General features: G+C 37.2%; 15 protein-coding genes and 2 tRNA genes. 10 read left to right on the forward strand and 7 right to left on the reverse strand.

What is annotated here, in order from left to right; translation table 11 throughout:
* Position 1: 1 nt before the first annotated feature.
* The 3 genes from HNQ98_RS07485 to HNQ98_RS07495 form a co-directional block, all read right to left on the reverse strand.
* A complete protein-coding gene (locus HNQ98_RS07485; RefSeq protein ID WP_135198209.1) occupies positions 2–1,537 on the reverse strand; it encodes an MFS transporter in 1,536 nt (511 codons plus the stop codon).
* Between the two features lie 280 nt (positions 1,538–1,817).
* Entirely contained in the window at positions 1,818–3,149 is a 1,332-nt protein-coding gene (locus tag HNQ98_RS07490) for a dihydrolipoyl dehydrogenase family protein (RefSeq protein ID WP_135197882.1), read from the reverse strand.
* A gap of 121 nt (positions 3,150–3,270) precedes the next feature.
* On the reverse strand, positions 3,271–3,570 hold the full coding sequence (locus tag HNQ98_RS07495) for a hypothetical protein (protein WP_014974980.1): 300 nt from the start codon (positions 3,568–3,570) through the stop codon (positions 3,271–3,273).
* A 97-nt stretch (positions 3,571–3,667) separates the two neighbouring features.
* On the opposite strand from HNQ98_RS07495, the gene HNQ98_RS07500 reads away from it, so the two are divergent.
* Together HNQ98_RS07500 and HNQ98_RS07505 are read left to right on the forward strand one after the other, a co-directional pair.
* On the forward strand, positions 3,668–4,057 hold the full coding sequence (locus HNQ98_RS07500) for a GTP-binding protein (protein ID WP_135197883.1): 390 nt from the start codon (positions 3,668–3,670) through the stop codon (positions 4,055–4,057).
* 2 nt (positions 4,058–4,059) lie between these two features.
* The gene (locus tag HNQ98_RS07505) at positions 4,060–4,566 is read left to right on the forward strand and encodes a YbhB/YbcL family Raf kinase inhibitor-like protein (protein ID WP_135197884.1); all 507 of its coding nucleotides are present in this window, start codon (positions 4,060–4,062) and stop codon (positions 4,564–4,566) included.
* A gap of 28 nt (positions 4,567–4,594) precedes the next feature.
* Here HNQ98_RS07505 and HNQ98_RS07510 read toward each other — a convergent pair whose 3' ends face one another.
* Together HNQ98_RS07510 and HNQ98_RS07515 are read right to left on the reverse strand one after the other, a co-directional pair.
* A complete protein-coding gene (locus tag HNQ98_RS07510; RefSeq protein ID WP_223822781.1) occupies positions 4,595–5,104 on the reverse strand; it encodes a hypothetical protein in 510 nt (169 codons plus the stop codon).
* A 22-nt stretch (positions 5,105–5,126) separates the two neighbouring features.
* Entirely contained in the window at positions 5,127–5,426 is a 300-nt protein-coding gene (locus HNQ98_RS07515; protein WP_197731447.1) for a PadR family transcriptional regulator, read from the reverse strand.
* A gap of 243 nt (positions 5,427–5,669) precedes the next feature.
* On the opposite strand from HNQ98_RS07515, the gene argC reads away from it, so the two are divergent.
* The 8 genes from argC to HNQ98_RS07555 all read left to right on the forward strand — a co-directional run bounded on the left by argC (position 5,670) and on the right by HNQ98_RS07555 (position 11,268).
* Entirely contained in the window at positions 5,670–6,710 is a 1,041-nt protein-coding gene (gene argC / locus HNQ98_RS07520; protein WP_135197886.1) for an N-acetyl-gamma-glutamyl-phosphate reductase, read from the forward strand.
* 22 nt (positions 6,711–6,732) lie between these two features.
* Positions 6,733–7,947: a bifunctional glutamate N-acetyltransferase/amino-acid acetyltransferase ArgJ gene (gene argJ / locus HNQ98_RS07525; protein WP_135197887.1), complete on the forward strand. Its 1,215-nt coding sequence runs from the start codon at positions 6,733–6,735 to the stop codon at positions 7,945–7,947.
* A 38-nt stretch (positions 7,948–7,985) separates the two neighbouring features.
* Positions 7,986–8,723 carry an acetylglutamate kinase gene (argB, locus tag HNQ98_RS07530; RefSeq protein ID WP_135197927.1) on the forward strand — a complete coding sequence of 246 codons (738 nt, stop codon included), beginning with the start codon at positions 7,986–7,988 and terminating at the stop codon, positions 8,721–8,723.
* Between the two features lie 24 nt (positions 8,724–8,747).
* Positions 8,748–9,869, forward strand: coding sequence for an acetylornithine/succinylornithine family transaminase (locus HNQ98_RS07535; protein WP_135197888.1), 1,122 nt, complete (start codon positions 8,748–8,750; stop codon positions 9,867–9,869).
* Between the two features lie 55 nt (positions 9,870–9,924).
* Positions 9,925–9,996, forward strand: a tRNA-Asn gene (locus HNQ98_RS07540).
* Between the two features lie 127 nt (positions 9,997–10,123).
* Positions 10,124–10,411, forward strand: a complete 288-nt coding sequence (locus tag HNQ98_RS07545) for an AFWIR motif membrane protein (protein WP_014974989.1) — start codon at positions 10,124–10,126, stop codon at positions 10,409–10,411.
* A 40-nt stretch (positions 10,412–10,451) separates the two neighbouring features.
* Entirely contained in the window at positions 10,452–10,826 is a 375-nt protein-coding gene (locus HNQ98_RS07550; protein WP_135197889.1) for a TIGR02328 family protein, read from the forward strand.
* A 202-nt stretch (positions 10,827–11,028) separates the two neighbouring features.
* A complete protein-coding gene (locus HNQ98_RS07555; protein WP_135197890.1) occupies positions 11,029–11,268 on the forward strand; it encodes a hypothetical protein in 240 nt (79 codons plus the stop codon).
* A gap of 26 nt (positions 11,269–11,294) precedes the next feature.
* Here HNQ98_RS07555 and HNQ98_RS07560 read toward each other — a convergent pair whose 3' ends face one another.
* The gene (locus HNQ98_RS07560; protein WP_135197928.1) at positions 11,295–12,062 is read right to left on the reverse strand and encodes a helix-turn-helix domain-containing protein; all 768 of its coding nucleotides are present in this window, start codon (positions 12,060–12,062) and stop codon (positions 11,295–11,297) included.
* Positions 12,063–12,437: 375 nt separating this feature from the next.
* Positions 12,438–12,525: transfer RNA gene (locus tag HNQ98_RS07565), tRNA-Ser, on the reverse strand.
* Positions 12,526–12,570 lie beyond the last annotated feature (45 nt).

Here is a 12,570-nt window from a genome sequence, read left to right on the forward strand (position 1 = left end):
ATTAGAATTTTTTATCCTTCAAAAATGCACTCACAACAACACCTAGTAAGATAAATGGCAATGAGAAAATATACAGTTTTTCAAAACCATGTCTTAATCCAACAACCACATGCTGTTCAATATCTGAAACACTATTGGCTAAAGCTTCAGGCAATTGCTTCGTATTTGTTGGTTCAAACTGAGATTTATTCATATTCTTATCAATTTTTTGTATGACAACTTTTTTCTGTGGCTCTGGCATTTGTGTCTTCTCTATCTTTTGATATGCATAATCTGCTGATTGTTTTCTAGCAACATCTAAGTTCACATATAACCCTGTCACAAAAATAGCCACTGATAGCATTGTCCCAACTTGCCGTAAGACACCAGTTACACTTTGAGAGGCTGTGAGCAATTTATCTTGAAAACTACCAGCTGCAATCACAAGAATGGGGCCAGTAATTAAGCCATATCCAATACCAACTATTAATCCTGCAACCATAGCAGACCACTGATATGCTAACGCACCATATGCCAACCAAGCAAAACCAGCGGCCATAAATGCAAATCCCATCATGAGCAACCAACTACTTCTAATGTGATCTCTTGCAAAACCGGATATTGGTGATACCACGAAAATAGCAAATGATATAGGTGCAATAAGCAAGGAGGCACGCAAATCATCATATCCTTGAATATTTATAAAATAATTAGGCAGGATAACAGTAGTCGCAGCTAAAAATAAATTACTCAACACAATAATAAGTGATGCAATTGTAAATGTACGATTATTAAATAGTTCTAAGGGTACCATTGGATTGCTGCTACGTCGTTCAGTTACCAAGAAACAGATAAAAGTTATCACGCTGATAGCAAAACACGATATGGTTAGCCATGAATACCAACCCCAGACACGTCCTTGCATCATGCCTAACGATAACGTAGATAGAAAGACAATACTAAATACTGCCCCCAGTACATCCAATGGTTGTCGATGTTGTACCTCATTTTTAATTTTTAAATTAGCCAAACCAAGTACAATCATAATCACGGTTAAAGGAACATTGATCAAAAATATCCAGCGCCAACCCAAAAATTGTGTCACAACACCACCAACAGTAGGGCCAAGGGCAGCCGAAATGCCTTGCGTAATTCCCAAAATGGCAATCATCCCTGTTCGGCGAGAAACGGGTACTAGGCTAATCCCTAATGTCATGGATAACGGAAATACCAGTGCCGCACCAATACTCTGTATTGCTCGACCAACAAGTAAAATATTTAAGCCAAATGCACAGGCCGAAATGACTGAACCAGTACCAAATAATGCCACGCCAATTAAAAACCAGCGATGACTACCAAGTACTTCTGCTAATCTGGTTAACGGTATCGTTAATGCCGCAAATAAAATGAGATACACATTCAATGCCCATGATAATTCATCAAGCCCAACATGCAGATGCTCACTAATATTTGGTAAACTCACATTCATAATGGTTGTATCTAGCATGCAAATAAAGATACCCAGTACAAATAAGGTCGTTAAATATTTTGTTTTCATAATCGCTGTCCTTTTTATTAACTTTATTTATATTAATATTGTTAGTATAAATAAAGTTAATAAATTTGTCAATAGTTATTTTATTTAGGACAGCTTAGTTTAAAAAATAGCCGTCAAAGGCAAATAACATATCATTAAAGCACCAATAAAAGTAGATCTAAAATTACCACTTGCATTTCAATTCATCACATAAAAAAACGCGGCCTACGCCGCGCTAATAAACTGCTAACTATTTCTAAAAAATCCTAGCTACAATATTCTTTTTATTAGCCACCCATCTTCATAATTGTGCCCATGTTGCGGCACCTATTGATGGGAATAAGTGAATTAGTCGTTCAATTTCAGCCGATCCAAATTTAAATTCGATCGCTGGCAACAAGGAATTAACGACATTTTCAGCTTGCTCACTGACTTCGGTAACACCAATCAAATGATGTTGTTGATCAAAAATTAATGTGTTATCTGCGATTGCTTCATTGTCTACTTGACGATACCAATCTTTTGTTAAATCTGTTTGCTGCACAGTATAACCATTGTGTTCCGCATCTTGCGCCAACATGCCCGCCTGTGCGATTCTTGGTGAGGTAAAGACAACTGAAGGCACAACAGGATACTGAATTGGTGCTGTTGTTTGACCAGAAAACTGTTTGAAAAGATACGTTGATTCAAAGATTGCTGTTGGGGTCAATTTGGGTTGTGTTTTATCAATGACATCTCCTGATGCATAAATATTATCAATATTTGTCTGTAAATGATCATTTACAACAACACCTGAGTCATTGTACTTCAAACCGATTTTTTCTAACCCAATATTGTCAACATTTGGTATCCGACCCGAAGCATCTAACACCCAATCAACTGTCAACAACTGATCATCACTATATTTTACTTGAATTTGTTTACCATCTTGTTCAAACGCTGTAACATCAGCATTTGAAATAAATTTAACCCCACGATGCTTTAAGTCAGTCACAACCTTATCAACGTACGGTGCATAAAATTGTCGTAATACTCGTTCACCATGCATTAACACCGTGATATCAGCACCTGCTGCGTTAGCAATTGTTGCAAATTCCATACTAATGTAACCGGATCCGATAATAACTATTTTTTTAGGCAAAGTAGTCAAATCCATAAAATCACGACTATCATGAGCCAAATCAGCGCCCGGAATATCAAGGCGATGTGGTCGTAGCCCAGTCGAAATGACAATTTTATCAGCAGTTATTGACCGACCATCAACAGTAATTGTATGATTATCTTCAAACATACCATGTCCGTGAATCACATCGATCCCTGAATCATTTAATAAGCCACCAATCATATCTGGTAATTCTTTGATGACCGCTTCTTTATGTGCCTCATTTTGAGTCCAATTAATGGTCAGGTTTCCTTCAACAATCCCAGATAATCGTTCTGCTGTTCGTGTCAATTCCACTGGTGCATCGAGCGTGATTTTGGCATTACAACCATAATTAGGACACGTCCCACCAATCATATCAGCTTCGATAACACCTACTTTAGCGCCTGACTGTGCTAGTGGCATTGCCCCATCAAATGTGCCATGCCCACTACCAAGATATAAAACATCGTAATCATATTGACTTGTCATTAACTAACCTCCTAATGGCATACTAAGAATTTGCGCTAAGCACAAACTTGCTTAGCGCTTACATTACCTATAGTATAAACCGTTATTAGTGAAGTTACTAAAAATCAGCTTTCAAATAATTCTAACGCCCATCTTCGTCAATTTGATTAATCTTATTAAATACATGAAATAGGTTTTCCATCTCGGTTAGTCGATATTTTTTTGAGTTACGATCATAAATAATTTCTGATTGCACTGGTTCACCGACCTGTAAGTCATGCAAAAAAGTACGAATTTCTGAAATATCACGCTGCACTGTTTTGCGTCCGATAAAAAACATATCTTCTATTTCTTCAATTGATAACGCACGTCGGCTAATTAATGCTGAATATAATCGCAAAATACGTTGCTTGTCATTAAATACTGTTTTACGTGCTGCCATGATTTTCCTCAGTTTTAAAAGTTAAATTTATTGTACCAAATAAAACAAATGTTCGGTACAATAAAGTTATAAATATTTTTCAAGAAAGGTGAAAAGCATGTCGCTATTTCATTTATTTAAAAAAAAGCCAAAAACTACTGTGACAAAAAAGGCATCACCTATTGAAGATGAACCAATTACTTGGGAAAACACAACAGACCCTAATGTGTTTTTCAAAGGTTATCATCAAGCGATTGCTGACTTAGAGAATAATGAACAGGTAGCGGCGGCCGAAACATTACGTGCCAACGCGCCTGCCCTGCAGAAAGCATTTATCGACCGTTTTGAGGTAGCTACCACACAACAAATTAGCGCCATAACTGACATTGATCAACGGACTGAAGCTATTATTACCGCCATCAAGGCCATTCGTGTTTATAATAAAGAAATGACAATCGATGTGCGCGCACACCTTGCACAAACAAAGAAAGATTTGATAGGAGAATAATTATGGAACTTCATGTTGAATTAGATAATGACCTACTGCCTGATAAATATGCCAAATATGCACCAATTGATTATCGTACAAATGATATGCCAACGGTTAATTTTCCAGTAATAATCACAGATATTCCGGCAGGAACTCAATCATTATCAGTGAGCCTCATTGACTACGATGCAGTACCAGTGACTGGTTTTCCTTGGATTCACTGGTTAGCAGCTAATTTACCTGTCGCCAATATTCCAGAAAATTTGCGAGCCAGTGGCCATGCCGTATCTGGTACTAATTCTACTTGGCACATGGTACAAACAACAAACGAAACAGCCAATCCTGACATTAATCAGGCTTACATTGGCCCTATGCCACCAGACAAAACGCACAACTACACACTGACTGTATTTGCACTCGATACTAAACTTAACATTCAAGACGGTTTCTTCTTGAATGAATTACGTACAAAAAGTAATGGTCATGTTTTATCCATTGCAATGGTAGAATTGCCTGCACGTGCCTAACACTTCTTCGGAAGTGTTTTTTTCTGATCTAAAAATGAATTACCCAAACATTTTTTACTAGGTTTATTGCCCACGTTAGAATAAACATATGAGCAACCACACCAGCTAATCCAAAATAAACAATACGTCGATCAGTACGTATAATCACTGTAGCAATGAACTCACGGTAATGATGTAATATTGCTAATACAATGGCTGATATCATAAAACTCATAACCAGCTTTCCGCCATAAAAAACATGGCCCCTCAATACATTAAAAATAGGTTCACTCAAACTTAATAACATAAAAGCCATTACTGCTAACCAATATTGTTTTAATAGGGTAAACAAATTCATATCAGGTATTTCTAATAAGGTATTAACAACCAAATCATGTGCATCCCCAAAAATAACTTTCGCATCATGGCCATTACGCTGTGCATCCAATATATCTCGTAAAATATCTAATAACATGGTTTCCACCAACTGATCTGACTTTAACGCTCCTTGCATACGTCCATAAATAACAACTTGTTCATAATACGCAGTATTAATCATGTTCAGCTACTTTTGTAACTCATTATTTTCCCCAATAACGTCTTTGATTCTCATCAATTAATCCCTCCATATTTTGCTTTAATCGCGACCACGTTTCAATAAATAACTGCAAATATATTCTACCTTCAGCTGTTATTTTAAAATATTTTCGTGCTGGTCCTTCGGGTGATTTTCTCATTTCACCGACAATATATCCTTCGCGTTGTAATTTTTGTAACGCGGGATAGATTGTGCCATCAGATACCGTATCAAATCCCGATTCCTGTAACCTTTGGTTTAAGACATACCCATACAATTCTTCACGAGAAATGATGAGTAACATGGCACCCTCTAATGTGCCTTTTAATAGTTGCGTATTCAATTTTGACACATGTCGCCTCCTAACTTGTAAAACAATATAGCTATCAAAAATAGTTTAACATCAACTACCTCGTTTTACAAGTTAGTAAATTAATGTATTTATATACATTAATTTACTAATATTCATGTTAATAATGCATATTAATTGTATTTTAATGCACAAGAGTTTAATATTTATAACATCATATGAACGAGGAGAACCAGCATGAACAAAAAAATAATTAATGTTGCCATTATTGGTATTACAGGTTATGGTGGTCTTGAATTGCTGCGATTATTGTACAATCATCCTGCTGTTCATGTTGTATCAATTCACAATACGTCAGATCATGCAGAAGAGATTAGTACAACATATCCTCATCTTAAATCAATGTATAATTTAACACCAATACCAGTTGACCCTTTGCATATTATGCAATCTGCTGATGTCGTATTCTTCTCTACTTCTAGTGGCGTCAGCAAAGATATGGCGCAACCATTCATTGAAGCTAATTTTCCAGTCATTGATCTATCCGGAGATTTCCGACTCAATGCATCTGAATATGCCACTTGGTACAAGAAAACACCAGCCCCACAACACTTACTTGACCAAGCTAAATATAGCTTAGCTGATTTTTATCAAAATGATAGCCACTATATTGCTAATCCTGGCTGTTATGCGACAGCAACATTGCTTGCTTTAGCGCCTCTCGCTCAGCAAGGTTTGTTGGATGAAGAAAATATCATTATCGATGCCAAAAGCGGTATGTCTGGTGCTGGTAAATCATTGACAACCAGTAGCCACTTTATCAATGTTAATGAAAATTTCACAATGTATAAAGCAAACCATCACCAACACATCCCCGAAATCACGCAACAGTTGAAGCAGTGGCAACCAAATATTAACCATATTCAATTTACGACATCGTTACTTCCCATTAATCGCGGTATCTTTGTCAGTGCCTATGTCAAACTCCATAGCGAGTTATCGGCTGACTCACTACAAAAAATATATGAAGATACTTATCAAAATAAACCTTTTATTCGTGTCATGACGCAAGATCAATTACCCAATATTAAACAAGTAATTGGCACAAATTTTGCAGATATTGGCTTAACATACAATCCTGACACCAAATACCTCACAATCATTAGTGTCATCGACAATATGGTGAAAGGTGCTGCAGGTCAAGCTATTCAAAATATGAACCACTTATTTGATTTAGATGAAACGACTGGTCTAGAACTCATCGCACAATACGCCTAAACAAAACTTACAAGGAAGAACTATGACAGAATTACTTTCAAAAATAACACAGTTAGATAGTGCTAATATAGCAAAACCCATCGGTTTTCACGCCGATGGTCAACATGTTGGCCTAAAACATAAATCAAAAGATCTTGGCTGGATTTTCAGTGATGTACCTGCAGCGGTAGCAGGCGTATTTACCACCAACCAAGTACAGGCAGCACCCATAAAACTTGATAAAGAAACGATTAAAGATGGTCTGTTGCAAGCAATTATTGTCAATTCTGGCAATGCTAATGCCGTAACTGGCAAAATTGGTCATCAACATGCTAAGACAATGCAACAGACAGCAGCTGATAGTCTCAACATTGATCCTAACCTCGTTGCTGTGGCTTCAACTGGTATTATTGGACAAGTTTTACCCATTGATAAAGTAGTTAATGGCATACATCAGCTCCATATCGCTGGTGATTCAAAAGCTTTCGCACATGCCATTATGACAACCGATACCGTTGAAAAATCAATTACAATTCAAAGCCAAATTGATGGTCATACTGTGACAATGAGTGGTGTTGCCAAAGGATCTGGTATGTTGCATCCAAATATGGCTACTATGCTTGGTTTCATTACCACAGACGCTAGTATCTCGCCTGTCCTACTTCAAAAAGCCTTATCCGAAGATGTTGAAACGAGTTTCAACCAGATTACAATCGATGGTGATACGAGTACCAACGACACCGTGCTAGTTATGGCTAACGGACAAGCTGGGCATGACAAAATCACAACTGCATCATCAACCTATGATCATTTTAAAACAATGTTACATACAGTTACCACAGCCTTGTCTATTGGTATTGCCAGCGATGGTGAAGGTGCAACTAAGCTGCTTGCCGTGACCGTCAAAAACAGCGAATCATCATTAGATGCACGTATGGTAGCTAAAAAAGTTGTTGGCTCTTCGTTAGTGAAGACAGCAATGTTTGGTAAGGATCCTAACTGGGGACGAATTATTGCTGCTATTGGCGCAAGTGATGTAACCGTTGATCCTGATATTATTGATATATCACTTAATACGATCCCCGTCATGACCGACGGTGCACCAACAGATTTTAATCAAGAAGCTATAACAGAAGCCCTTGAACAGAAAAAAATCGCAATTGACATTGATTTGCATAATGGCTCAGCTTCTGGTCAAGCTTGGGGTTCTGACCTCACTTATGATTATGTTAAAATCAATGCCTTGTACTCAACATAAACAATAATTAGACATATAGAAACACGGAGGCTTGCATGATGACTAAAAAAATGATTATTAAAATTGGTGGTTCAACGACAACACAACTGACACCTGCTTTTTTTGATACACTCAAGCATTGGCAAAAACTCGGCTATCAAATTGCCATTGTCCATGGTGGTGGAAACATCATTTCAGATCTCATGTCACAGCTCAATGAACCAGTAGAAAAAATTAATGGTATCCGTTTCACCACACAAAAAGGTATTGATATCACTAAAATGGCCTTACTTGGCCAAGTACAGCCCTCACTGATTGAATCTTTCCGCCAAAATGGTGTACCAGCTATTGGCCTCAATGCTGGTAGCAATCAGCTATTAACTGGCCATGTGTTAGATCAAGACACTTATGGCTACGTTGGCACCATTCACCAAGTCAATACCCAACTCATTCAAAAAATGTGGCAACAAAATTTAATACCAATCATTGCCCCATTAGCTATTACCAACGAAGGCCAATGGTTAAATGTCAACGCTGATACTGCTGCTAGTGCGATTGCCAAATATTTAAAGGCTGACAAACTGTACTTACTCACAGACGTTTCTGGTATCAAAGTAAGTGGCAATATTTTGCAACAACTAACACCAAAGATGGCCTTGGAACTAAAAAAATCACATATCATCACTGGTGGTATGATTCCCAAAGTCAATAGTGCGCTTCATGCCGTACAGCTAGGGGTTCATCATGTTCACATTACTGACACCGTAACGCAACCAGGTACGGTTGTCACTTTATAATCATATTTTACAGGGAGAATATTCATGCCACTATTTCCAAATTATCATCGTGCACCAGTAACTTTTATCCAAGCCAATAATGCAACTTGGGTGGACGATAAAAACCAATCGTATAGCGATTTATCCAGCGGTATCGGTGTTTACAATGTCGGTGCATGTCACCCACAAGTTGAATCAGCTCTTGTCGAACAAGCTCACCATCTTTGGCACGTACCTAATTTATATCAAAATCCGTTGCAAGAAACAGTCGCACAAAAACTTGGTGGTGATATATACACCGCCTATTTTGCTAATTCAGGTGCTGAGGCTAACGAGGCAGCAATTAAATTAGCTCGTCTCGCAACTGGTAAATCAACGATTATTTCTTTTACCAACTCTTTCCATGGACGGACATATGCTGCTATGGCTGCTACTGGTCAAGATAGTATCCATGCTGGTATGCCTATGCTTACTGGGTTTGAATATGCCAAATTCAACGATATTAATAGTGTCAAATCACTACTTAATGATGACGTCGCAGCGATTATGCTTGAACTTGTTCAAGGTGAAGGCGGCGTCATTCCAGCTGAACAAGCATTCATTGATGAATTAATTGCCCTCGCCCACCAACAACATATTTTAGTGATTATCGATGAAGTACAAACAGGCATGGGCCGTACTGGAAAAAAATTTGCTTTTGAGCATTTTGGATTTGAACCAGATATTTTTACAAGTGCTAAAGGACTAGCCAATGGTATCCCTGTGGGTGCTATGTTAGCCAAAAATGAACTAGCCCCAGCATTAGCCTATGGCACACATGGCTCAACATTTGGTGGTAATCCGCTAGCTATGGCAGCAGCCAGTGCTACGCTAACCGTCTTAGATGGTGTACTTAATGATATTGATGATAAAATTAAACATTTTTGGCTAAAGTTAGATGAATTTCGGCAACTTCCGACAGTAAAAGAAGTCCGTGGCCTAGGAATGATGGCCGGCATTACATTAAATATCCCTGTGAATGATGTTGTATCTGAACTACTAAAAGCACATATTATTGTACTGTCAGCAGGAAATAACACTTTACGTCTGTTACCTCCATTAACCATCAGTACAGAACAATTAACAGATTCACTAGAGAAAATAAAATATTATCTTCTTAAAAAATAAGTATTGACATTTTTTTCCAATCTTGGTATACTGTAATAGTTGATTAGTTAACTATTGCTCCATAGTTCAGTGGTAGAATAACGCACTGTTAATGCGCAGGTCCTTGGTTCGAATCCAAGTGGAGCAGTACAAAACATCGAAAACTTAAATGTTTTCGATGTTTTTATTTTATAATTTATCTCATACAAATACATAGAATTGGTTGACTAGATATTAATCAAGGTGTTACGCTATTACAAACGGAGGTACATTACATGTTCGGTATACTTTTCTTTGCATTATTTGCAGTTTTATGGGTCATTTATCTTGTGTCACTTTTATTTGCAAGTACATTTGGCATTATTCCAAGGCTCATATTGGCCATCATACTCATTCTAATTTTCAGTTTTATTATCAAAAACTTTTGGGCAATCGCTGGTGTCATCATCCTCATCTCACTTGCATTCTGGATCCGTTCAAAATTTATTCAACCACGTCAAAGCAAAGTTGATGACAGTATATTTGATGGCGATTTCGAAGAAATAAATAAAGACAAAAAATAATGTTGGCCTATCGCAAGCCTACGTGAGGAGAATAATAACCATGCGTTTATGGCATGAAAATCTAATCAAACAGTTGCCTAGACAACAGCTATTAGGACAACATCGTGAATGCTGTGCGCTACGTGGTAAAGGTTGGGGCAAACCGCATGCTACGGTGAATTATGTATTTGACCACTCACCCTTAAAATTGTATCAATACCACAAACTTGTGATAACAGAAATGCTATCACGCGACTATCAACCAGATCCATTGTGGCTGGAGCCCCTGTATCGTGGTAAACATACCCTACCTTACACAACATTAGAATCGATTGTACCTACCCATCCGCTTTATCCTGAGCATAACGAGACCTACCTTGCAGACTGCTTAGAGAATCTCAGGCAGAAAAATATTTTCATTGATCATGTGATATAACAAAAAGCCTCCGCCCATCTTATTTAGATGAGCGGAGGCTTTTTAGATAATTATTTCGTTAAAATTATTTCCATGAATTTTCAGAAAGTTTCAATCATTTTCTTTCTTTGATATAATTATTTTTATACTAAATAGAATCAATCAATTAACACTAACCATACGTGCATTGAACCACGTTAAAAGCATTATTGGGGATGACCATATGAATAAAACAAGTGCAATGCCAATTTGGCTTATGATTTTCGGATTAATATTATTACTTTTGACTATAATCGCACAGATTCTTACAGGCAATCATATTTTTTCAAAAATTGGGTTGTATATATTTGCTATTTTTTGTTTAATTAATGCTATCTATGACTATAAAGTCACGCAGAAAATAACTGCTTCAGCTGCAAGTATTTGCGTAGCCGTTTGCTTTTTATTAGTGGCCTGGACATAAGCAACGCTCAGGACATTCAACTGGTCTTATTCCACAACTAATTCTTGAATTGCCCTAGAATAATGGATTTTATGTTTCAATGTCTTGGTAGGTCCCATGTTTAAACTTAAATTTTCCTTATTTTTTGAATATACTAATCTGTTAACGGCAGATACATTACTTTTCATCACCTGACTAACTGAACTGCCTGGCACAATTCTAGCTACTTTGACATAACTACCTTTATGATAAGCCATCACGTATGGATCTTTAACACCTGGATTCATGCCAGTGGTTAGTGTCAATTTATGCCAATCTGTACCCATTTCATTATCAGAAAACCACCTTGTCCAATACCCATGATTTTTTTGATTATTTGGATTAATTTCTTTGTCGTCAGGCATTTTAGTGTACGCCACTTGATACTGCAAAAATGGATTCAACCGGTCAATTGTATTAATTCCTTTTTGATAGCCAATTGTTAAAGTGACAACCCAAGCAATCAACAATAATAACATCGAGCCAAATATAATAGCTACCTTTTTATATCTTTGTTTCAACGACACATCTTTGTCAATTGATTCCGCAACACTTATCCGTTTATCTTTCATATCTACTTCTTCTCCAAACATTATTTTTTCGAAAGATATGTCAAACAAGAGACTTAAACTACGTAAAACATCTAAACTAGGATAATTTTTCCCAGTTTCCCACGTTGAAACGGTTTGACGACTAACATGAACCCGATCAGCCAATTCTTGTTGCGTCATCCCCTGTCCCATACGCAGTTTTTTTATATCTTGTTCAAAGCTCATATCTTTCACCTCTAATTTAACTTTATTATCAAGAACAATACTAGCAATTAAAGCTATCATTTGTAAAGCAAGCGAGACTAGCACCAAAGACACCACCTCTTCAACCGCATTTCAATTGATATCAAAAACCAACTAATAGGCACTGCAACGTCATTGTATGTATGATATATGCTTGTTGATGTGGTGGAGATTTCCTTTTTCTGCAAAGAAAAAACGGCTTAAACGCCGTTATATTGCTTACTCGCTTGATTTAATTTAGTACCTAAAAAGTACCTTTTTGTGTGAAATGCTATGAAATACAGTGCAACGTTTTTCATAAGAAAAAGCGCTACATTAAGGTTTTTGCAACCTTATGCAACGCCATGAAATGCTGAATGGAGAAGAAGGGATTCGAACCCTCGCACGCTTTAACACGTCTACACCCTTAGCAAGGGCGCCTCTTCAGCCGCTTGAGTACTTCTCCATAACAGATACTACTATACCAGATAAACAAGCTAGTAGCAAGTGT

This window comes from Leuconostoc carnosum, assembly GCF_014207505.1.
Classification (GTDB): domain Bacteria; phylum Bacillota; class Bacilli; order Lactobacillales; family Lactobacillaceae; genus Leuconostoc; species Leuconostoc carnosum.

Coding starts and splice junctions, on each gene's coding strand:
- argC (WP_135197886.1), top strand. CDS start 5,670: ATGAACAAAAAAATAATTAATGTTGCCATTATTGGTATTACAGGTTAT.
- HNQ98_RS07505 (WP_135197884.1), top strand. CDS start 4,060: ATGGAACTTCATGTTGAATTAGATAATGACCTACTGCCTGATAAATAT.
- HNQ98_RS07545 (WP_014974989.1), top strand. CDS start 10,124: ATGTTCGGTATACTTTTCTTTGCATTATTTGCAGTTTTATGGGTCATT.
- HNQ98_RS07500 (WP_135197883.1), top strand. CDS start 3,668: ATGTCGCTATTTCATTTATTTAAAAAAAAGCCAAAAACTACTGTGACA.
- HNQ98_RS07510 (WP_223822781.1), bottom strand. CDS start 5,104: ATGATTAATACTGCGTATTATGAACAAGTTGTTATTTATGGACGTATG.
- HNQ98_RS07495 (WP_014974980.1), bottom strand. CDS start 3,570: ATGGCAGCACGTAAAACAGTATTTAATGACAAGCAACGTATTTTGCGA.
- HNQ98_RS07485 (WP_135198209.1), bottom strand. CDS start 1,537: ATGAAAACAAAATATTTAACGACCTTATTTGTACTGGGTATCTTTATT.
- argJ (WP_135197887.1), top strand. CDS start 6,733: ATGACAGAATTACTTTCAAAAATAACACAGTTAGATAGTGCTAATATA.
- HNQ98_RS07515 (WP_197731447.1), bottom strand. CDS start 5,426: ATGTTACTCATCATTTCTCGTGAAGAATTGTATGGGTATGTCTTAAAC.
- HNQ98_RS07490 (WP_135197882.1), bottom strand. CDS start 3,149: ATGACAAGTCAATATGATTACGATGTTTTATATCTTGGTAGTGGGCAT.
- HNQ98_RS07555 (WP_135197890.1), top strand. CDS start 11,029: ATGAATAAAACAAGTGCAATGCCAATTTGGCTTATGATTTTCGGATTA.
- HNQ98_RS07535 (WP_135197888.1), top strand. CDS start 8,748: ATGCCACTATTTCCAAATTATCATCGTGCACCAGTAACTTTTATCCAA.
- HNQ98_RS07560 (WP_135197928.1), bottom strand. CDS start 12,062: ATGAGCTTTGAACAAGATATAAAAAAACTGCGTATGGGACAGGGGATG.
- HNQ98_RS07550 (WP_135197889.1), top strand. CDS start 10,452: ATGCGTTTATGGCATGAAAATCTAATCAAACAGTTGCCTAGACAACAG.
- argB (WP_135197927.1), top strand. CDS start 7,986: ATGACTAAAAAAATGATTATTAAAATTGGTGGTTCAACGACAACACAA.